Source organism: Formosa sp. F44, from assembly GCF_056238645.1.
The window spans coordinates 84165-107782 of the sequence record NZ_JBWDLJ010000002.1 but is presented as its reverse complement, the minus strand read 5'-3'; the positions used below and the strand labels follow the sequence as shown (position 1 = coordinate 107782).

Sequence of the window (23618 nt, the reverse complement as noted above, 5' to 3'; positions counted from 1 at the left end):
AATTAAATATTCATTTCTTTAGAAAGTAGTTCCACTAGAAGCTCTTTTCTCTTAGTTTCATCTAACTCACTAATCGTTTCACTAATTTTATTTTTAATAGACGTAAATTTCTTAGAAGCCTTAGTGTTTACAACCAGTTTATTATCGATAAATTCTCCTGTCTCTCCAAAAAATCGAATTGAATATAAAGTACCTTGCTCGGAATTATTATTAAAGTTACGGATTTCAGAGGCTTTTATTAAACCTAAAGACAAATCTTTTATGGTATCAACCAATAAAGGCTCCTCTTCATCTATCAAATCTTCTAAGCCTTTACCTAAGGCTACATCTGCAACAGACTTAACCCAACTTACTCTGTCATCTAATGGAGAAATTAAACGTCTATAAAACACATTTTGAGTCTTACCTAAGGTTGCTGGATTAATATCGCTAATCTTAGATTGAATTTCTTTTTTATAGATTTCAAAATCTGTTGACGTGCAATAGAACGAATCTATAATCACGTGTTCTATTCTATTTACCAACTCATCATATGCACTTCGAATTTCTCTTATTGCATCTTGAATATGTTTAGTAAACGAATTAAGAACTTCTTCATCTTCTTTTATAGATAATGAATGATAACCTAATGCAGTTGGAAATAAATTAAACAGAGCATCTTCAGGATCTTTTGAAGCCAAGATAGCTTCTCTTAATTTTATCGCTTTACTAGATAATTTATCAGTTTTAATTGTATAGTTATTTAATCCTCTCTGAAATCTTAAGAAATTCCCAAAGATAGACAAGAACGTAGATTGTGTTCCTTTTGAATTTGAGTCTCCAATTTGAACTAACTCCTTGTAACTCTCAAGTAAATTAACTTTTAAACCAGAAACATCGTAACTTTTTATTAAGAAATCTTGAGGCTTTTTATGGATTAAATCAATAACATCTTCAGTTATAAACGGAATAAAACCACCATTAGAATGAAATAAACCGTAATCTTCCTTTTTAGCAATCAAGAAAATAGGAATCCAAAAATCAATAAATCCTTTTTTCAGCTTGTATGGACTTTGTTCTAACAGTTCATAAAATTCCAATAAATTTCTTTTATTAGATAAAGAACTATTCAAGAAAGCTTCTGATTCATTCCAGAGAATAGTTAAGTTAGAGTCTTGAGGAGGATTATTCAACTCATAATAACCGAGATCATTATTTCTTTGATGTATACCCGACTCCTTTAATAAACTTATATAAATAGCTTTTTGGGGCGGAAATTTTTCAGCAGTAAAATCTAAATTTTCAAGATGTTCGTTCTCTAATAAAGCTCTAATTAAATGTTTTCTAGCGGTATTAATAGGACCACTTAAAAACTGTTTATTTATAAGTTCATTATTAAAAACTGGTGTGTGTTCATAAATTTTATAGCATATTTCTGTAAGCCATTCATATAATTTATGTTTACTTATTACGCTCTCAATTTCTCCATCATTAATCCAAATATTTTTATCATTATTGAACAACTGGTTAATTGCTAGGTTTCTTAATTGTTGTAAATGAAACTCTCTCTCTGAACTTAATAGTTTTAATGCATTTCTGTCATCTTGATGTTTTTCTAAAAGTCTATCAAACTTAAGAATCATTAAAACTTCATTCCTAATTTGACTAGAATTTTTATATAAAACAAAGACATTGGATGTGTAATCTTTTGACATCTTATTGATATCGGCAACTTTTACATCATCAAAGACTAAATTAATATAGCCATCTATAACCCCTTCTGCTTTGGATAGTCCGTTATTTGAATCATATATTTTATATTCAAAAAACCGACGTGTACCTGTTTCAAAAGAATATCTTTTAACAAGCAAAACAGGTAAATCTACAAGATTCTTTATTTCATTTGAAATAGAGAAATCAGGATTAATCTCTCTACTAACAGTAATTAACTCCTGTTCTAGATCAATATCTGTTCCTTCTAAAAAATTAATTTTATTACTATATTTATAGAATCTAATTATCCCAGCTTTTTCAAGCCTGTCTAGAATAAGTGATACATTTACTTTTCTAGTAAGTTTAAAATATTTAGAAATAAAAGCCTTATCAAAAAGACCACCCATTTTAGAGAAAATATTAACTAATCCTATGGTTTTTATAACCTCAGAAACTTGCTGATAGTCATCCTCGAAAACTAATTCTGCTCTTTCAAGTGCCCTAAACGTAGTTAACCATTGTGCTCTATGTGGATTGTCTGGACTATTAATTTCAGTAGATAATGTATTAACCAAGTAATCGTACACATTAGAAACTGAATAAAAATTTTCTTTTAGTTTCTTAATAGAGTAATCAGTATCGTCATTCAAAAATGAAAACAATGATCTCTCATTCTGTCCGTAACGCTGAAGTGAATTAACCAAAACATTTGATGAAAGCCAATCTAACGGATATAGCGAATTACTTAAGTCATCATTTACCAATTTATTATGGCTAACTAGTTTCGAAGCATGTATTAACTTCAGAAGATTTTTAAAGTCAGATTTAAGCCTTACAGGTGTTGTAAATTCTTTTAATTTTTTACTTGCAAAATAAATAAGCTGTTCTACCGGCTCATTAAATACTAAATCAACAAATCTTCCTTTTACTTTTTCCCATTCTAGCTTATCTTGATTAGACAAGTTACTTCCATAACTTGAAAAATTTTGATGCAATGTTATAATGAAGTAAGTATCATTCAAATCATCGTTGGCCCATTCTGATATTTGCTGAATTAAAAAGAGCTCATCAGCCGACTCATTTTTTGAGGCGTACTCTAAGAATTTTCCAAACTCATCAATAACAAGTACAACACCTTTATTTTTTTTAGAAGCAGCAACTCTTCTTTTCTCTAAAGCAGCTATAACTTTAGTATTATCTAAATCGCCTTTTAGCTTAAATTCTTTTCCAAGTACATTTAAAAGCGAATCATTTTCTCCAATAATCTTTATAAACTCATAATCAACAACATTACCTTCTTCCAAAGATAAGTCATTAAAAAACATTTGCTCTTTATTCAAATTTTTCTCAAGTGCCCAAAGAAATGTTGATTTACCTGTTCCGTAATTACCAATTAAATTAAATGATTTGTTCGCACCATAATTATTAACGAAAATTCTATCAAAAATCTCTTTCGTATTTGGCGTAACAACATAGTCTAATTGCTTAGACTCGTCTCTAACTATATTAGTTGAAATATTATTAATGTACTCCATAATGGTTTTTCAACATATTATTTTTAAACTCGTTTGAGTTATTTTTAAATTGTAATTGTCTTACTCCAGCATCGTCCTTGTAAACAAATTGATTATTCTCTTCACAAAGTTTATCTATTTGAATTTCTAAACCTTCATTAGACAAACATAAGTAAGATCCAACAGTTTTTCTTACTCTATCAAAACTCACTGCATTTTCATCTTCAAATTCATTTAACAAGCAATAAGCAAAAACATCACTAGAAATGCTTTCTTGAGTATTTCTATTTAACCTATAAACTGTTTGATTTACGGCATTCTTTCTTCCTGTATCAGATACCAGGTTCAAACCAAGTAAAGGCGCATTAAAATCATCTTCAACAGTCTTTTCATTTTTAACAGGAGAAACAAATGTTCTTATAAATACTTTAAAGTCCGAATTGAAAGTTTTTTCTGCAACCTCTTTCTGATCATTGTCAACAAGAATTCTATTTACATAATTTAATATCTGATATTCAGAAAATTCTAAAGTAGCTTTATCTGAAAAATAGCTTGAAAAAATAAGTTGAAAGATTGAGGAATGATTAGTCTTACATAAATAATATTGTAATAACCATAACGAACCTTCGTTCTCTAAGTAAGGATCTAGTTTTTCGGTAAGAAATAATAAATTGGCAAATTCAGTTAGAACATCTTCCTTATTCAACATACCGAAAGCCTTTAACCAATGTTGAATAGATCTAACCATATTCTTCCCTACACCTAATAAAGGAATAGCTTCATTCATTTTAAAAATATCTAAACCACCCTGATTATCAATAAGTTGAACACCTTTTAAAATCCATTGCTCTTTACAATGAAAAGTGTCATGTCCTGAAAATCTTAAAGATTTTTGATTTGAAGTCATTAATTATTAATATAAATTTGATTCGTAGTGCAATTTAATTTAAATATGGATGAACTCATCCATATAGAATAAGTTTTTATTAAGAATTTGAAACACAAAACATAAACACCTAACAAACAGAAAATTAGACACAAGTAGATATGGCTAAAGAAAAAAAATGGCTTTTAGTAAAGAAGCCTTAAAGACTGCAAAGATACAAAGTTGTGACTTAATGCATTATCGAATTAAAGGAAATCTTGAGTTCAAAAAACAAGGAAATGTTTTTTTTATTCTAAGGAAAGTATTGATAAATTGAATAAAAGCAAGTAAACTTCTCTATAAATCCTACATTACATAATTATATAATTCTATATTTATAAACTATAAATAAATTACCCTACAAGACTTCATAATCAACTCTATCTAAAATGGATTTAATGTTACTATCCACTTTTGGACTAAACAATTCCTTACTCACGGTATACGCCTTTAAAAGATGCTCTGGATAATTTAAATGTAAAAGTTCCTTAATTTGAGCATTAGATAAATTAGATGACAACCATTGTTTAGATTGTTCAAGATTAAGAATTAAAGGTTGACGCTTTTTAAGATTATGAATTTTCGCAAATAAAGGAGATGCTTCCTTTGTTATTATAGAAAACGTAACATAAGTATCGATAATAGTATAAATTCCTGCTAACGACAATGGTTGTTCCTCGAAGTTTTGAATAAAAAATGGATATTTCTTTTTCTCGTATTCATGTGGTTCAAAAAAACCAGTTACTGGAATGATACATCGCTTATCGTAAATAGCGTTTTTATATATAAAATGATTAAATAGTTTCTCTGCTCGTGCATTTAGTCCGCCACCATACTTAACAGCTTCTTTATAAAATAGTTTTATTTGATCTGCTGATTTATTAGGTGGTACAATTCCCCAAACGCCTGGAGCTATCACTTCAGGTTTCTGTTGTGGTATAACCAACATATTTGGGTGTGCAAATCCGTTAAGATGATATTGTGGTTTATCAAAAATAGAACGCACTTCTTCATTGCTTAACTTAACACCATAGTGTTTCTCTAGCTTTTTAGTTTTAAATGTAGTAGCAGTATGGAAGCACATATTTTAATTTTAGATCTAAAATTTACTCCACCAATTTCTTATTTATAAATTTTATAAAATTAGGAATTTCATTTATAGCTTCCTTATTAATTGAAATTTCTTTATCAAACTTATATAGTTCTTTTTTATATTCTAAATATGCCTCTTCAATAATTAAATAATCTTCATATTTATAACTTAAGTATTCTTCTAGTTTTTTTTCACTATAGAAATATTCATTTTTTCTAGTTTTTCGCTTTCGCTTTCGCTTTCGATTTTTAATTTTATTTTTTAAAATTTCATAGTTTTTATGCTTGAATTCAATTTTTTTCGTTTCAAGAAGATTAATGTTTTTTGGTATTTCTATTGATACTCCATCTTCTAACATAGACAAAATATCTTTTTTAAGCTCTAAGAGTAAGTTATAATAATAGTCATAATATTTTTTAATGTTAATTTGTTCTATCAATTTTAAAACTTTAATTGATTCACAGTACTTCTCTCCTAATAAATTATAAGTACTGTACTCATAATAATCTAGCACCTTATAGTTGTCACTAATAGTTTGTACTGAGTTAAAATCAAGAGTCATAAATTTCTTTAAATCCTCTCCAATTCTATTCGAATTTTTTATCAAATATTTATCTAAAAAAGCCCTTTCATTTTTTAATGCAGAATAATAATTTTCGCAAATAAAGTTAAAGGAGGATGCCCACTCTGAATATTTTAAGCAGTGTTTTGCAGAATAATTAATAATTTGCTTGTATTTGGCATGTGGATATACAACAATGTCTGAAAAAGGTGCGAGTATAATATTTTTATACTTAATTACTGAGTAAAAATAACTTACACATCCAAATCCGAAGTTTGTCTCTGAAATGAAATTAAAATCTTCACTTAATTCAAAAGAGCATTGTTCCCATCCACGATCTAGATGAGAAATGGCTAAAGTGTTAGTGTTTAATAAACTGTATTCTCTATTCAGGTAAAATGCATTTAATCTATGGTGGAGGTGATTTTTTAGTTCATGTACGGTTGTTAATTCTGAATCAGCCAAACACACAGATACAGAATTTAACTCTGTAAAGGCTCCTTTTAAATCAGTACAATAATCAAATCTTTTAAATAAATCAGGAAACACACTTCTTATACTCTTAATGGTGTTTTTTATATCGGTAATGATCATATTCTTGAACCGATCTTCCTTGTTTTCGATTTTTGTTTCTAGTTCATTAATAGCGCATTCAATAATTTCATCATAATTTCTATTAATCACTTTAGTGGTACTAATTAGGTTTCCTTCTTTCGTATTTTTTTCTATAGTATATATTTCCTTGATTTTCTTAATAGTATCCATAAGTGTTTATCCAAGATTAATTAGATGCGGAGTTTAACTCCTAAATTTAACGAATAAATATGAGATAAAATGTCGGTTTATAAATCATAGTTAATGCCTAAATTTATCTAAGTAATTTATGCTTACATAATATCCTCAAATGCCATATCGAGTTCTTCAGTACAAAAATCTTCTAAATATGTTTCAGTTGTTTGAATAGACTGATGTCCTAAGCCTTGTTTAATCATTACAGTACTTCTTCCTTTTTTTAATGATAGTGTTGCGAAAGTATGTCGAGCAGTATAGAAATTAAGTTTACCCTTAATACCGCATTCAAGAGCGATTTTGCTAAGAAGTTTTCCATAATGATTTAACACACTTTTTTTTCGAGATTTTAGTTCATCTTTTGTATAAAATTCTATATCCTTTTTTAAAATTGGAAAAATGTATTCAGTATCAAACGGACGATAAGTTTTAAAATAATTCAGAATTTTTATGGTATAATCATTATCAGGGATTTTTATATTTAGCTTTACTCCTGTTTTGTTTCTGGTGTAGGTAAAATGGCTTAAATCTATATCATCCCATTTCAATTCTGCTAAATCAGTAAAATTCATACCTCTGCAATAAAAACTAAATAAGTAGGTGTATAATGCCTTTGCTCCCTCTTTGTTCGTAGAAAGGTCATAATCAAGAAGTAATTGTAAATCTTGTTTAGTTAAGGCTCTTTTTATTTTACTAGATTTTAATTTTGAGATTATATAATCTTTAAAGGGATATTCCTCCCTTGATGCAATTTTCGATTTAATGGCTGAATTATACACAGCTCTAATATTACGCATGTAAACCCCAATACCACCGTCATTACAGCCATGAGCACGTAAGTTAGATTCAAAAGCCACTAGGAAAGTATAATTAATTTTCGAAAATGAATAAGTTGTAATTGAAGGTGTAAATCGTTTTAGGGCTTTAATTGTATCGTTATAAGAATTACAAGAACTTATTTTTCCAGATTGGTAGAATTGAATTTTTAACTTTTCGAAATAGGGTATAAAATTTAACTGTTCAATTTCTTTAGGTCTAAATAATGAATCAAAAATGTCTATGGTGAATTCAAATTCCTTTTCAATCATTAAATCTAATATTTTGGAAGCATCTTGTTTTATTTTATTTAGGATACGATTAGATTGCAAATAGTTGGGGTATTTTGAAGTAAATTCACTTGTCTTTTCATTCCAGAATTTAGGTAAGACATTGTAGGGTGTTTTGTAAAATTTTGACTTTCTATTAATCGTTATTCTTAGATTAATTGGATTTGTACCGTCACTTAGCTTTGTTTTTTTTAAGATGATTTTGATACTAGCTTTCATAGATAATTTTTTAAAAGTTCAACATACGTACAACAAATGCTAACATTTGATGAAACTCGATGAAACAAAAATATTTTTAAAAAATTATAAAGTATTGAAAAGCAGTGACTTTGAAGCTAAATGCAGTTAAATGCAAAGGTTGCTTGTCTATCTCATAATCAGGTGGTCCCTGGTTCGAGCCCAGGTGGGACCACTTCAATAATGGCAAGCCTTTCGAGAAATCGAGAGGCTTTTTTTTGTTTTTATTTAGTGCAGTCAAATAGGCTCAGACAAAGATTTTTGGGGGTAGCATCGAATAAGAATATTTTTAATTTTATCTTGAAATTTGTGCTTCATACCAACTTGCTGTTCTGGACTTTTAAATAGCACATAATGATAGTCTCTAAATGTTCCAAACTCAGATTCTTATGATAATCACTCTTATGGAACTTTACTAGGTGTTTAAATTTTGTGGTGTCTAATTTTTAAATTATTTGTGAAAACAGCACTATATTTACCATCTGAGAAAGGCATTTTGTGGAGTAAATTTTTATTTCTCTTTTTTAAGCGTTGAAGGCGCTATTGTTATATAATATTAAATAGTGAATCAAAATGATTTTTAGTTCAGTTTTATTTATTTTCTTATTCTTACCAATTGTACTAGGGTTACATTTTCTTATAGCTCAGAAATTCAGAAATCTTTTCATTTTAATTGCAAGTCTATTCTTCTATGCATGGGGAGAACAATGGATGGTTTTATTAATGATGAGTTCTATATGTATTAATTATGTGTTTGGAAATATCATATCGGAATTTCAGAAAAAGGGAAATAAAACGTTAACTAAAATTGCTTTAGTTGTAGGAGTAGCAATCAATTTATCTATACTTGGGTATTATAAATATATTCATTTTTTAATAGATATATTGTCTCAAATAGGAATTACAGTAGATCTTGATGTTTCCAGTGTAACACTTCCAATAGGGATTTCCTTTTTTACATTTCAGAGTATCTCCTATTTAATAGATGTTTATAGAAAAACAGTCGAAGGGCAAAAAAGTCTTATTAATCTAGGGATGTATATCTCTTTATTCCCTCAATTGATTGCAGGACCTATAGTTAGATATGTTGATATTTCAAAAGAAATAGTAAATAGAAAAATAACTTCGACGCTCTTTAAAACTGGAATTATTAGATTTATTAGTGGTTTTGCAAAAAAAATATTAATTGCTAATAATGTGGGATTAATAGCAGATCATGTGTTTTCCATTGCTCCAAATGAATTATCCACAGCCTTATCTTGGATAGGGATTATATGTTATTCTTTACAGATATATTATGATTTTTCTGGTTATTCTGATATGGCGATAGGATTAGGGAAAATGTTAGGGTTTAATTTTAAAGAAAATTTTGAACACCCTTACATTTCTAGGTCTATTCGTGAATTTTGGCGTAGATGGCACATATCCTTGTCATCATGGTTTAGGGACTATCTATACATTTCACTTGGTGGAAATCAAAAAGGAAAATATAGAACTTATATTAATTTACTAATCGTTTTCTTTCTTACGGGGCTTTGGCACGGAGCTAGTTGGAATTTTATTGTTTGGGGACTTTTTCATGGAATTTTTATTATTATTGAGCGTTTAAATATTGTGAAATTACCTCCCAGATTAAATGTGTTATCAAGGGTGTATACATTATTGGTTGTAATTGTGGGTTGGGTGTTTTTTAGGGCAGAAAATTTAGAATATGGTATGCATTTCATTGGTAAGATGTTTTCATTTACTCCCGGAGTAAACAATTATCCATACATTTTTCTAAATAATTATGTAATTATGGCTTTAATAGCTGGGATAGCATTTTCATTGCCATTAAGAGCATTTATTGCTTCAAAAATAAAAATGGTAATAAAAAACAATATTGGGAGGGATGTAATAACATACAGTTTCTACATATTAATTTTTATACTCTCAATAACAGAGTTAGCACAAACAACATATAATCCATTTATCTACTTTAGGTTTTAGTATTATGAAAAAATATATTTACCCTGTAATAGTTACATCTATCATATTTTTAATAGGGATTGTTTTTCTTAATCAATCTAAAACTAAATCAACTGAAATAATTTTTCAATATGATGTGGTTGCTCCAATCAATGATGTTTTTCCGTTGTTTTATTTGCAAGAAGGTGATAAAACTTTTACTGAAGAACATAGCATAAGAGTTCAGGTTACTGGAAGTCAAGATTATCAAAAAATCATTTTTAAACTTCCTTCTAAAGACACTATTTCGAGGCTTAGGGTAGATATTGGAGGTAATAATCCGGAAAGAAGGTTTAAGATTAAAAATGTTAAATTAACATCGGGAACTGAAACATTTGAATTGAATATTGCAGAGGATTTTACTCCTAATAAGTATTTAGAATGGCATGGTGAAGAAATTGTAACACAAAAAATTGATAATCGCTGCGACCCATATTTCACGTCTAATTTTGACGTGAATCAAGCAATAAAAGAGTTAAGTCAAGAGAAGTCCAGACTAAATTATTATAATTTCCTCGTTCTTCTTATTATTTCCTGTACCGTGTTTTTTGCTACGTATTATCATAGAATACATTCGAAATCTATTTATCCATATTTATTTACTGTTGTGTTTGTGTTAATCCTTATTACACCAATGTTTGTAAAACGTTTTAATGTAGATATTAAGGCAACTGTTGATGAAAAAAGAGAGCTTTCAAAAGAACCACTTGAAATTACAAAGGACTATCCTAGTGAATTTGAACTGTATTATAACGATAATTTTGGGTTGCGTAATTTATTCGTGAATTGGAATAGTAAGTTAAAACTGAATTATTTTAAAGTTTCTCCAAACCCAAAATTAGTCTTATTTGGAAAAAATGGATTTATGTTTTATAATAATAGCTCGGATGCTATTTACGATAGTTATTCCAATTCTAATTTATATAAAAAGAAAGAACTTGATTCTGTATATAGAAATCAGGTCGAAATCAAAAAAACTTTAAATTCAAGGGGAATTGAATATATTATTGGCTTTTTTCCAAACAAGCATACGATTTATAGTGATATGCTACCATTTTCTATGAAAATGCAAATAGTAAAAGATACTACATTGGCAGACCAACTTGTTGGATATTTTAATTCAAAGAAGTTTCCGATAATAGATGTTAGAGCAGATCTTATATCCGCTAGAGCAAAGAATCAATTGTATTATAAGTTTGATACACATTGGAACAGTTACGGGGCTTATATCGGTTACAAATCTTTCTGTAAGCAAACTTTTGATAAATTAAAATTAGTGCCTTTTGATATTAGTGATTTTAATATAACTTATAACCAGAAAAGATCCGGTGATTTAACAAATATGATTGGAATAAATGAAATGGAGTCTTATTACGATGATAGTCCAAATTTCATTTTGAAAAATAAAAATAAGGGTTATAAGACTATAATTTCTAAAGGTTATCCTGCAAAAACAATTATTACGGTAAATGAAAATTGTGGAAATCAATCAACTCTATTAGTATATAGAGATTCTTTTTCAACAGCTCTAGTTCAATTTCTTTCATTGCATTATCAGAAGGTAATCTATGTTCGGGGTAATTCCATAGATATGAATTTTGTTGATAAAGTTAATCCAGATATTGTAGTTTCAACTTGTGTAGAAAGAAGACTTAAAGTTTTTTAAAGTTATAAATTCTCGCATATATTATTATCATTAAAAAAATAATATCATCCACTTTAACTTATTTATAAATTGGCTCAAATTTAATTGGACAACCAGTTTTAGAGAATAAATAGAAATACTTAAACTAATAACTATTATTAAAAGAAGATTTTGTTCCTTTTTAAGGGGTTAAAGTTTGTCAACAAGTTTATTTAAATAAACAAGCAGTTCTAATTAGGAGAAGCTTACATACACAGTTTAAAGTGCCTTATTCTCTAACCTATTTCAATACCTCTATTATTTTGTCGTTATTTGTTTTTCGAGGTCGGAGATTTTAAATGTTAATGTAATAATGACTTTAATCGACTTTTAGTAATTTGGGTCGCGATTTGTAAAGACACAATCTGTGTTGTGTTTTACAGCATTTAACTTTTAGATTAAAAAACTTTAGAATGGATATTGTTATTATTGAAGACGAAGATTTAGCGGCAAATTCTTTAGAGAGTATGCTTCTAAAAATGGAATATCCCATTACTATAAAAAAACGATTAGAAAGTGTCGAACAGTCTTTAAACTGGTTTAAAACCAATACCTGCGATCTTATTTTAAGCGATATTCACCTAGGAGACGGTGAAAGTTTTGAGATTTTCGAAACTTTGGAAATTAAAATTCCAATTATTTTTACAACGGCTTTCGACCAATATGCCATACAATCGTTTCAGTTTTTTGCTATCGATTATTTATTAAAACCATACGATAAGGTGCGTCTGGAAAATGCCATAAAAAAGCATATTAATTTTAAGGAAAACACGGTAGTCGATTATAGTCAGTTAGATAAATTTCTTACGCAACTAAAAGCCGGTAATGAAAAGAAAGAAGAACAAGGCCGATTTTTAGTAACTAAAGGCGAAACCTTACTATCTATAGAAAGCGAGGAAATTGCTTATTTTATGGCGGAAAATAAATCTCTTTTTATATTCACAACCGCTGGAGATAGTTATTTGTACGACGATACCATTTCTAATTTAGAACATAAATTATCCGAAAAGCACTTTTTTAAAATAAACAGAAAATACATTATTAGTCATCTAGCTATTAAAACCATTGTAAAATACAGTCAGAATAGATTGAAAATAGAATTGCAAACACCAGTAAATACTAACGACTTGATTTTTGTAAGTTCCAATCGTATAAATGCTTTTAAAGATTGGTTAAATCGCTAATATGTCTTCAAACAATTTATTCTTAAAATTTAAACAACATAGACAGTACTTTTTTATTAGTTTATTGTTTGTTGCGATGTACTTTGTAGGGAGTGCGTTAATAACTCCAAAAATTACTTCTGTTACCGAGAACTTAGTCGAAGACCTTATTCAGGGGAATTTAAAGTCTAAGGAAAATGTGGTGCTATTCGAATTTAATCAGCTTAATAGTTATTTAATCGATGCCGAAAAAGTCATCGAATATTCTACAGAAACCTCTAACCAAGAATTGAAAGATAAATTACTGTTCACTTCGGGATTAGCATTAGAAAATCAGAACATTTCAAATACGTTTGTTCAATTTATAAACCAGGATGCAGCATCGTTTTATAGCGCAAATACAGATTCGTTATATGCGGAGGAAATTAAAATGTATCTCAGCGAGAACCCTGTATTAAAAACGAAGAGCACAAGAGATACTATTATAACCCAGCAAGATCGCGTGCTGTATAGAAAGTCGTGCTCGGTTAAATTAGAAAATGGCACAAGTGTAACTTTTGGTTATGATGTAGACCTGTTGAACTTTTGGGAGTATTTCTCCGAAAAATATAAAGGTGATGGTGGTTATACTGTGGTAGCCAATAAAGACGGGATTTGCATTTTACATCCCGACACTAAGTATATTGGAAAAAAATTACACAGTTATTTTAATTCAATTTCTATAGATAAAGTCCTTCAGAGTACCATTAAAATTAATGGTTATTATGTGCCTAGAAACGACAATATACTTAAAACTAAAGCCGTTTCAGAATTTCTAGATTTAGAAGTTTTAAGGTATTACGATACAATTAAAATAAATAATACGCCATTAATTGTCGTGGTTAGTTTTCCGTTAGAAATTCATCTGCAAGAGACTACACAGAGTATACAACGCTATTTTTCATGGATTAGTTTCTTAGCTTTTGCAACATTTATGCTTATTTTAATAGTGTATAGATTGCAGTTAAAAAAAGAGTTTGTAGAAAATTTAAGGGTTTTAGAAGAGAAGGAGCAGTTAATTTATGCAAATGAGAAATATCAAAAAGAAAATGCAGTGCTTCAATTAAATCAGTTAAAGAAGAAGATGAATCCTCATTTTTTATTTAATAGTCTTAATTCTTTACATGTATTAATAGATTTAAATCCGGAGTTGTCTCAGCAATTTGTATTAAAGCTGGCAGATGTGTATCGCTATCTTTTAGAAGAACGCGAGGGAAATTTAATCACTGTAAAAAAAGAAATAACCTTTTTAAAGCAATATGTGTTTTTGCAGGAAATACGATTTAATAACAGTTTAAATGTTTCCATAATACATAATAACAACGACAAAGTTCTTCAAAATAAAATTCCCTTTTTGTCTTTAGAAACGTTGGTAGAAAATGCGATAAAGCATAATAATATTACAAAGCAAAACCCTTTATTTATAGAAATTAGAATTCTAAACGATAAGATCGAAGTTTTAAATAATTATATGCCAAGAAAGCAAAAAGCTGAGAATAGTCATCATATCGGATTAACTTATTTAGAAAATACGTATCTACATTATCAAATAAAAGACTTCAAAACGGAGATTTTAGACGGTAAATTTATCTGTACACTGCCCTTTATTAACGTAAAATAGCATTTCACTCCTTGTTTTACTGAGTTCACTCCTTTTTGTTTTGGGAACTCTGTTATTTAATGAAAATTTGACACATAATTAACATTTTCATGAAATACTATTTCTTTAAGGGTAATGCCTTTTTCCGTTTTTCTGTTTTTTGTATGCTAGTCTTAGTTAGCCATATAAATTATGCTCAAGACAAAGAGAGTGAAGTAAAAAAAGATAGCACAGATACTTCTGATAGTAAAAAATTAAATTATCAGAAATTTTTAAAAGAAGGAAACGTTAAAAAAGGAGTCTTCAATATTTATACGATAAAGGAAGATTATTATTTCGAAATTCCGGATTCACTACTTTCTAAAGATTTTCTTGTAGTTAATAAAGTCTCTAGCGTGCCCTACGCTTTAAACGGTCATGGTTTAAATAAAGGGATGACGTTCGAAACCAAATTGGTTCGGTTTTACAGAGATACAGTCTTAAATAAAATTTGGGTTAAAACCATAAATCCAAAGGTAAAATCTCCCGTAAACGATGCGATTACGTTGTCTGTTAAAGATAATTTTAGAGAGTCTGTTATTGAAGAATTTGATATTGAAGCGAAGAATACAGATTCTACTTCTGTATTTATAAAAGTGAATAAAGTATTTAACGGAAAAGAGAAAAGCTTTAGCGATGTGCTTACTAATATTGGTTTAGGAGGTAGTGTAAAAACAAAGCTTTCTAAAATAGAAGCCATTAAGTCTTTTCCAGAAAATATTGTTGTAAAATCAGAATTAACAACGTCTGTTGCCGAAGGTAAAAGTCCCGATTTACCATTAACCATTGGAGTTACTACAAATATTGTATTATTGCCGACCGAAATTATGAAACCACGTTTCGACGATAATCGTATTGGGTATTTTAGTATTCCAGTAGAATATTATTCTGATAGTCAGCATGAAGTTGAAACACGTCACATGATTACGCGTTGGAATTTACAACCAAAAGATGAAGATATAGAAGCGTATAAAAAAGGAGAGTTAGTAGAGCCTAAAAAGCCAATTGTATATTATATAGATCCTGCAACACCAAAACAATGGAGACCTTACATAGAGCAAGGTGTTTACGATTGGAATGTGGCTTTCGAAGCTGCTGGATTTAAGAATGCTGTAACAGTTAAATTTCCGTCGGATACAGATTTAGATTTCGATGCCGACGATGTGCGCTATTCTGTAATTACATATGCGGCTTCAGAAAAACAAAATGCTATGGGACCATCGGTTGTCGATCCTAGAAGTGGAGAGATTTTAGAATCTGATATTATTTGGTGGCACAATCTTATGAAAGGATTACACTCTTGGATACGTGTGCAAACTGGACCAATAGATCCTAAAGCTAGAGGTAATAAATTCTCCGACGAACATATGGGAGAAGCCATTCGTTTTGTGTCTTCTCACGAAGTGGGACATACGTTCGGATTAAAACACAATATGGGAGCTTCTTTTAGCTATCCTGTAGATTCCTTAAGATCGCGAACGTTTACTTCTAAAATGGGAGGTACAGCGCCATCTATTATGGATTATGCCCGATTTAATTATGTGGCACAACCAGAAGATAATGTTGTAGATATTACACCAAAAATTGGCGTGTACGATACGTATGCTATTGATTGGGGATACCGATGGATAGAAAATAAAACAGCTCACGAAGAGTTGCCTATTTTAAATGAATGGATACGCAAGCACGAAAATAATCCGTTGTATTTCTATGGCGCACAACAAAGCGATGTGGTCGATCCTAGATCTCAGAGTGAAGACTTAGGAGATAATGCAGTTAAGGCTAGTGAATACGGACTTAAAAACTTAAAACGAATTGTTCCTAATATTTTGAAGTGGACAAATGAAGCGGGAAAAGATTATTACAAAGCATCTAAATTGTATAAATCGGTTATCGATCAGTGGGAATTATACAATAACCACGTGATGGCAAATATTGGTGGTGTATATATAAACAATACTATTTATGGCGATGGGAAAGACACTTATAAACCAGTGTCAGGAGCGTTTCAAAAGGAAGCTCTAGATTATTTAATTACCAATGCCATTTTACCTCAAAAATGGTTGTTCACACCAGAAATAATGAACAAGATTTTTGCTGTTAGAGATGCTCCAGATGGCGAACGTTATTATTCTCCGGTTTCTATGCTACGCATTTATCAAACCAATGTTATTTACGCCTTGTTAAAAACAGATCGATTAATGCGTATTACAGAGAATGAAGTTTTGTTAAATGAAGACGAAGAGGTTTTTACCGAAGAGTATTTATTTGACACATTGTTTGATGCCATTTTTGAAAAGACTAAACATGGGAAATCTTTAGATATGTTCGATCGTATTACTCAGAAAAATTATATCGATGTTTTAACTGTAGATAGAAATAAACTTCTAGAAAAAACGAAAGAAAATACGGTTTCAGACGACACTAACAACTTCAAAAATATTCATTTTTCTTATTTGCCTAGAGTTGCAGATATCGGAACAAGCAAAAGAGCCGCTTTAGAGAAAGCATTAGAATTATTAGAAAAAAAGAAAAGAAAAGGAGATCGCGCGACTAAAGAGCATTACAGTGATTTGATTGCGAGAATTACTTATAATTTGAAAAACTAAAACATGAAAGGGTTAATATATTTATTAATTTTTATTCCCGCTTTACTTATTGGTCAGAACCAAAAAGTAATCACTGGGCAGGTCATAGATAATAGCACAAAATCTCCTGTGGTTGGAGCTTCAATTTACGTGTCGTCTGCCATTATGGGAAGTGAATCTAAAACAGCAGGTGTTTTAAATAGTAGTATGTTGGGCACAACAACTAATTTCGACGGTGAGTTTTCGCTAACTATTAATGCAGATGTCAAATACTTCTTGGTTTCATTTATGGGATACGAAACAGAAAAAGTTGCTGTTTCTGGAACTAAACCAAATTACACCATTGTCCTTAACGAGAGTGAAGAGGTTTTAGATGAGATTGTTTTAACAGGATATCAGAAAATCGAAAAACGTAAAATGACTTCGGCTTACGAGAAGATTGAAATGTCCGAAATAGAACAGTCTGGAGTTTTAAGTGTAGACCATATGTTGGCCGGTCAAATTTCCGGAGTTGTGGTGCAACCTACTAGTGGTGCGCCTGGTGCGCCTGCCAAAATTGTAATTCGTGGAAGTGCAACATTAAATGGTTCTTCAGACCCGCTGTGGGTTTTAGATGGAATTCCTTTAGAAGGAAACGATATTCCATCAGATTTTAGAGATAAAGACAATATCGATAATTTACAATCTTATCCTATTGCTGGTTTAAATCCGGAAGATATTGAAAGTATTACCGTGTTAAAAGACGCTTCGGCAACATCTATTTATGGTGCTAGAGCGGCCAATGGTGTTATTGTTATTACCAGTAAAAGTGGTAAAAAAGGAGCCATGCGTGTACAAGCAAACGGAAATGTTTTTATTACGCAGAGACCAGATTTCGATAAATTAAATTTAATGAACTCTAGTGAGAAAGTAGATTTCGAATTGTATTTAGCGAGTCGTTCAGATTTAACTTATCAGCAGGATAGAGGAAGTGTTGCAAGGATTTTAAATTCTTATGGAGAATATGCTAATTTTCAGAATAACGGATTTTCAGCCTTATCACTTAATGCCCAAAACGATATTAATAGTTTAAAACAATCGCAAACCAATTGGGGAGACGAGCTTTATCAAACAGCAATAAACCAACAGTACAGTGTAAGTATCTCTGGAGGGAATGATGATAATAATTATTATTTTTCTACTGGAATCTTCGACGAAAAAGGAACAACAACCGGAACAGGACAACAGCGTTACAATATTACACTTAAGGATAACTTTTCTATAAACGAAAAGCTTAAAGTAGGTGTGGCTTTATTTGGGAGTCAAACAAAAACAAGCTCATACATTACAGGCGCAGATGCCTATACCAATCCGTCGTACTATTCAAGAACAGCAAATCCATATTTAGAACTTAAAGACGAAAATGGGGAGTATGTTTACGATCCTGATTTGGTTGAAAGATCCGATTTAAATTTAAACTACAATGTCTTAGAAGAGCGAGAAAATACGAATTACGAATTGGTGTCTAATTCTTTAAAAGCGATTCTAGATGTTAATTATAAGGTGTTAAAAGGACTTCAAATTAATAGTCAGTTGGGATTACAATTAGATTTCGATAAGACAGAAAAATTTAGTGACGAGAATAGTTATTATACAAGAAAATACGAGCAACGATCGCAATATAATACGGCCGATGGTCCTGCATATTACATGCCTAAGGGTGGCATAATTCAAAATTGGGATTCAGATGTGTTTCAATATAACTGGAAAACAACAGCGAATTATAGTACCACTTTTAATAGCAGACACGAGTTGGATGTGATGGCAGGAACAGAGTTTAGAAGAAATGAAAAAACAGAAATTCACGCTAAAGGCTTTGGCTTTAATCCAAATACACTCACTTCCATCGCAATTACCGATGAAAGGTCTTTAACAAATTCTTTGTTCGATCCTTATAAAAAATCGTATTACGAGAATGCATATGCTTCATTTTTTGGAACGGCATCTTATACTTTAGATAAAAAGTATACGTTTTTCACCAGTCTAAGATACGACGGTTCTAATCTTTTTGGCGTAAACCCTAAATACAGATACCTGCCTTTATGGTCTGTAGCTGGATCTTGGAATGTCTATAAGGAAAACTTCCTTTCTAATGTAGATATTATAAGCGATTTAAAAATTCGTGCATCTTACGGGGTGCAAGGAAATATAGATAAATCTACATCTCCGTTTGTTATTGGAGAGTATTATACAGAAACTATTTTGCCAGGAATGAGCGAGGAAGTAATTCGAGCATTAAGTGCACCCAATGCAAATTTAAGATGGGAAAAAACAGTATCGTCTAACGTTGGTTTCGATTTAGGATTACTTAATAATAGAGTTTATATAACAAGTGATTATTATACGCGAAAAAGTACAGATTTAATTGGTTTGCAATCGGTTCCCTTAGAAAGCGGATTTAGTTTTATAAATACAAACTGGGCGAGTGTTAGTAACAAAGGATTCGAATTTTTAATTAATACAGTAAACATTCAGAATGAGAATTTTAAATGGACGTCTACGTTCAATATTTCTCATAATAAAAGTATTGTTGAAGATATAGAGATTAGAGAAGAAGACTTTAAACCGTCTTTAAAAGGCTATAGTTCGACTGCTATTTTTGCTATTAAAACCGCGGGATTAGATAGTAATGGGTTGCCTTTATTCTGGAAAGATGGAAAAAAAGTTACTGCAGTAGATTTCTATAATTTAGAAGAAGGTACCGATGGTAGCCAGTTAACACGACAAGAGCACCGCGATTTATACTCGTATGTGGGTGATGCTGCTCCAAAATTTAGTGGTGGATTTAATAATACGTTTAGATATAAGCAATTTGGATTACGGGTTTTAACAAACTTTAGTCTAAAACAAACCGTGCAGGCAGATCCAAGTTATAACCTCACTCAAGCCGAACCTGGGAATAATTATAGTACAGATATTTTAAAAGCAGGTACAGGTAATTTTCCAGCATTAATTGGATTTAATACACCTGGATTCGATACAGATTTAGTGTATAACTGGTATAATTCTTCAGACGATGGGAGAACCTACGACGACTTAGATCTTTGGATTAAAGACATTTCTTATTTGCGTGTAAGTAGTATAAGATTTAGCTATTCTCTGCCTAAAAAACAATTAGATAAACTAAAATTATCAAGTTTCGATTTTAATATAGAAGGACGCAATTTATTTGTAATAGGTACAGATTACGAGGGCTTTTTCGACCCGGAAACGTATGGTAGCATTTATGCACAACCTATTCCTAAAATCATTTCAATAGGATTTAATCTTGCATTTTAAAAAGACAGTATTCATGAAAAAAATATTATACATACTAATAGTTGCATTAAGTTTTTCGGCTTGCGACGATTATTTAGACATTGAGCCTGTTGGGCAAGTGATACCTACAACTGTCGAAGACTACAGAAGCTTCTTAACAGCGGCATATGCTATTACCAAAGAATCTAAAATTTTAACGACGTATAGAAGTGACGAACTTAGTCTAAGCCCTAGTTCTGTAGGAATAGAGCAATACGAGGACTTATATATCTGGAACGATTTAAATCCAAGTCCGTTATCTAGAGCGTATCCATACGCCAGTATTTATAATATCATTTTTTATACCAATCATGTTATAAATAGTGCAGATGCTATGGAAGGAGAGGCCTTAGAAAAGGAACAATTACTTGGAGAGGCGCATGCGCTAAGAGCGTTACAATATTTCGATTTAATTAATTTATACGCAAAACCTTATAATAAAGCGACTGCAAATACAGATGCAGGAGTACCAATTACCACCGAGTATGATTCTGATAAGGACTACGTGGTTGGTACAGTGCAAGACGTTTACGATTTAATTTTAAGCGATCTTAATGAGGCTGAGGTGTTAATGCACACCAACCAGCAAGCGTTAGGGTACAATTATCGGTTTTCTGCTGTGGCTGTAAAAGCATTTAAAGCGCGTGTTTACTTATACCAAAATGAATGGGAAAAGGCTATCACATCTTCAACCGAAGCGCTGGCTATTAAAAATAGTCTACAAAACTTAAATGGTGATCAATCAATTATGCCTTCAGAATATAATTCTGTGGAATCTATTCTTGCTTTAGAAACCGTAGCTTCTTTCGATATGACTGCTAACGCTAGTATTTCAGACGATTTAATAGACATCTACAATCAAACCGACGATTTACGTTTTGAAACATATTTCTATGAGGATAGTGATGGAACATACCATTCAAGTAAAAATGCCGATTCTAATTTTAAAGTCTCTTTTAGAACAGCCGAATTGTATTTGACACTAGCAGAAAGCTATGCCCATTTAAATGCTACAAATGAAGCTAAAGAAAAATTAATTGAGCTTGCAACTAACAGATATACGCCTGAAGGATTAGATGTATATAAAACAAAAATTGAAGCGCTAGATGCAGAAGCAATACTTACAGAGGTGCTAGCAGAGCGTCAAAGAGAATTTGCTATTGAAGGGCACAGATGGAACGATTTAAGAAGAACCACACAGCCTTTACTTATAAAAAATTATAACGGAGAAACATATCAATTAAACCAGAACGACGAAAGATATGTGATACCATTTCCTAACGATGCTGTTATAAACAACCCGAATTTGTAAAATAAAAATACTATAACCTGTTGTTATCTTGTGGGTTGTAGTGGAGTTAAAAAGGTAATATCAAAACAATTAAATAAATAAATTATGAAGAAAATTTTTTCAATTTTAAGTCTTTTTTTAGCTGTATCTATAGCAACCGTTTCTTGTTCAAGCGACGATGATTCTGTCTCTGTATCTTCTTTGGCTGCAATTACCGATTTTTCAGTGTCTATCGATGGTGTTAGTGCAGACGATATTACGTACGATTTAGGAAGTGCTATTGCAATTAGTGTGCCTTTTGGAACAGATTTATCTGCTGTAGAGCCTACTATAGATATTTCTGAAAATGCAACAGTTTCACCAGCTTCAGGAAGTGTAATCTCGTTTGAAGATGGCGAACCTAAAGTATTTGTGGTTACTGCAGAAGACGGTGTTACTACTAAAGAATATAGTGTGACTATTACCACTAGAGGAGAAGTTGGGAGCGGTTCTCAATTACTTACGTACCAAATTTCAGATTTATTTGGAGAGAATTCAACAACAACGTATAGCTATAACGAGTCTAATTTTGTGAGCTCTTACTCTAAAGAAATCGACGATTTTGGAACATTATATACTGTTGAATATTCTTTAATTTACGATGACAAAAATCAAGTTATCGAAAAAAGAACTTCAGATGATAAAGAAAGCACTGTTTACGAATATAACGAAGCTGGACAAATTGTAAAAGGACTATACTCTTATGAGGACGTTTTAGAATATACTTTCGAATATGAGTACGATGCTAACGGAAGTTTAGCTGTAGAGAAAAGAATAGATCATACAGACGAGGATTCTGTTACAGAAGTAGACTTTACTATTGTAGATGGTAACGTTGTTCTTGAAAAAAGATATGGTTCTGATTATGTAGCCACTTACGATGATAATAACAACCCATTTGTAGGACTTTATCCTGCTGCTTTCGCAGCTATAAACGCAGGAATTCAAGCTGTAAATACTAATAACCCTATTTCAGGAACATTAGCAGACGGTGCAATAACTTACGAATACAACACAGACAATTATCCAATAAAAGCATCTTATACTTACTTTGAAGGTCTTGCAACTGTAGAAAAAATATTTACGTACTAAGTTTTAGTCTTTCTAATAAAACCTATTGTTTTACCCCCCTTAAAAGGAACACTTTTTTATTAGAGTGTTCCTTTTTTTATAAAAGTTTTATAAATGAAAAAATTTATGTACTTCATACTGTTTCTAGTGTTCTTTACCTGTAGTAAGGACTCAAAGGAGAATAAAGCAGAAGTAGACGAAGATCAGGAAATCTGTAATTTAGACAAAGAAGATAAATTAAAGCAATTATACAATACCACTGTCATTCCGTTATTTTCGGCCTATACAGATATTGATATTCCAGTAGAATTTCACGTGCGTGAAGATGAAATGGGAATCGATGCTGGGGCTTCTTTTGGATATGTCGAGGTGAGTATGGGTTTAATAAATGTATCTGAAGAAAGTATTCAGTTATTCGCATTAACGCACGAGGTAGCTCATATTGCAACCTTAAGTCAGGCAAGATTATTTAATCTAGATGGTTATGTGTCTAGCGGACCAGAAACGAACGAATATATTAAATCTGAATACTTGGCAGATCTAATTGCGATTCATCTTATAAAATCACAAGAACCAGTGTATTTTGAATCCTTAACAAAGAATTTTCAGGAGTTAATAAATATTTTAGGTGGCGGAACATTTACACATCCTTCGGGAGTCAATCGTATTAAAGCCATGCAAACTTATATTACTCTAAGTAATACTCAAACAGAAGCCGATGCCTTTAAAATATTGTATTTAAAAATTTGGGAGGATAATATGTAAGCCTAATTACATATACTTCTAAACTAGTGTTAGTCTATTTAAGCCTTTCGAGTAATCGAGAGGCTTTTTTGTTTTATA

General features: G+C 30.8%; 14 protein-coding genes. 9 read left to right on the top strand and 5 right to left on the bottom strand.

What is annotated here, in order from left to right; translation table 11 throughout:
* Positions 1-2: 2 nt before the first annotated feature.
* From AC0UBM_RS05415 to AC0UBM_RS05395, 5 genes are all read right to left on the bottom strand, one after another.
* Positions 3-3227, bottom strand: coding sequence for a hypothetical protein (locus AC0UBM_RS05415; protein ID WP_475687971.1), 3225 nt, complete (start codon positions 3225-3227; stop codon positions 3-5).
* Positions 3214-4113 carry a DUF4007 family protein gene (locus AC0UBM_RS05410; protein WP_475687970.1) on the bottom strand — a complete coding sequence of 300 codons (900 nt, stop codon included), beginning with the start codon at positions 4111-4113 and terminating at the stop codon, positions 3214-3216. The genes AC0UBM_RS05415 and AC0UBM_RS05410 overlap by 14 nt, the downstream gene beginning before the upstream one ends.
* Before the next feature lie 376 nt (positions 4114-4489).
* Positions 4490-5215 (bottom strand): SOS response-associated peptidase, encoded by a 726-nt coding sequence (locus tag AC0UBM_RS05405; protein ID WP_475687969.1) that lies wholly within the window; start codon positions 5213-5215, stop codon positions 4490-4492.
* Between the two features lie 22 nt (positions 5216-5237).
* Positions 5238-6551, bottom strand: coding sequence for a hypothetical protein (locus AC0UBM_RS05400; RefSeq protein WP_475687968.1), 1314 nt, complete (start codon positions 6549-6551; stop codon positions 5238-5240).
* Between the two features lie 122 nt (positions 6552-6673).
* Positions 6674-7900, bottom strand: a complete 1227-nt coding sequence (locus AC0UBM_RS05395; RefSeq protein ID WP_057781525.1) for a site-specific integrase — start codon at positions 7898-7900, stop codon at positions 6674-6676.
* 591 nt (positions 7901-8491) lie between these two features.
* On the opposite strand from AC0UBM_RS05395, the gene AC0UBM_RS05390 reads away from it, so the two are divergent.
* The 9 genes from AC0UBM_RS05390 (at position 8492) to AC0UBM_RS05350 (ending at position 23540) form a co-directional block, all read left to right on the top strand.
* Positions 8492-9907 carry an MBOAT family O-acyltransferase gene (locus AC0UBM_RS05390; RefSeq protein WP_475687967.1) on the top strand — a complete coding sequence of 472 codons (1416 nt, stop codon included), beginning with the start codon at positions 8492-8494 and terminating at the stop codon, positions 9905-9907.
* 4 nt (positions 9908-9911) lie between these two features.
* The gene (locus AC0UBM_RS05385) at positions 9912-11591 is read left to right on the top strand and encodes an alginate O-acetyltransferase AlgX-related protein (protein WP_475687966.1); all 1680 of its coding nucleotides are present in this window, start codon (positions 9912-9914) and stop codon (positions 11589-11591) included.
* Positions 11592-12022: 431 nt separating this feature from the next.
* The gene (locus tag AC0UBM_RS05380) at positions 12023-12793 is read left to right on the top strand and encodes a LytR/AlgR family response regulator transcription factor (RefSeq protein WP_475687965.1); all 771 of its coding nucleotides are present in this window, start codon (positions 12023-12025) and stop codon (positions 12791-12793) included.
* Position 12794: 1 nt separating this feature from the next.
* Complete coding sequence (locus AC0UBM_RS05375) at positions 12795-14432, top strand: histidine kinase (RefSeq protein WP_475687964.1); 1638 nt, start codon at positions 12795-12797, stop codon at positions 14430-14432.
* 143 nt (positions 14433-14575) lie between these two features.
* Positions 14576-17059 carry a zinc-dependent metalloprotease gene (locus tag AC0UBM_RS05370; RefSeq protein WP_475688507.1) on the top strand — a complete coding sequence of 828 codons (2484 nt, stop codon included), beginning with the start codon at positions 14576-14578 and terminating at the stop codon, positions 17057-17059.
* A 3-nt stretch (positions 17060-17062) separates the two neighbouring features.
* Positions 17063-20356, top strand: coding sequence for a SusC/RagA family TonB-linked outer membrane protein (locus tag AC0UBM_RS05365; protein WP_475687963.1), 3294 nt, complete (start codon positions 17063-17065; stop codon positions 20354-20356).
* A gap of 13 nt (positions 20357-20369) precedes the next feature.
* Entirely contained in the window at positions 20370-21686 is a 1317-nt protein-coding gene (locus tag AC0UBM_RS05360; RefSeq protein ID WP_475687962.1) for a RagB/SusD family nutrient uptake outer membrane protein, read from the top strand.
* Between the two features lie 84 nt (positions 21687-21770).
* Positions 21771-22796, top strand: coding sequence for a hypothetical protein (locus tag AC0UBM_RS05355; protein WP_475687961.1), 1026 nt, complete (start codon positions 21771-21773; stop codon positions 22794-22796).
* Between the two features lie 93 nt (positions 22797-22889).
* Positions 22890-23540 (top strand): M48 family metalloprotease, encoded by a 651-nt coding sequence (locus tag AC0UBM_RS05350; RefSeq protein ID WP_475687960.1) that lies wholly within the window; start codon positions 22890-22892, stop codon positions 23538-23540.
* Positions 23541-23618 lie beyond the last annotated feature (78 nt).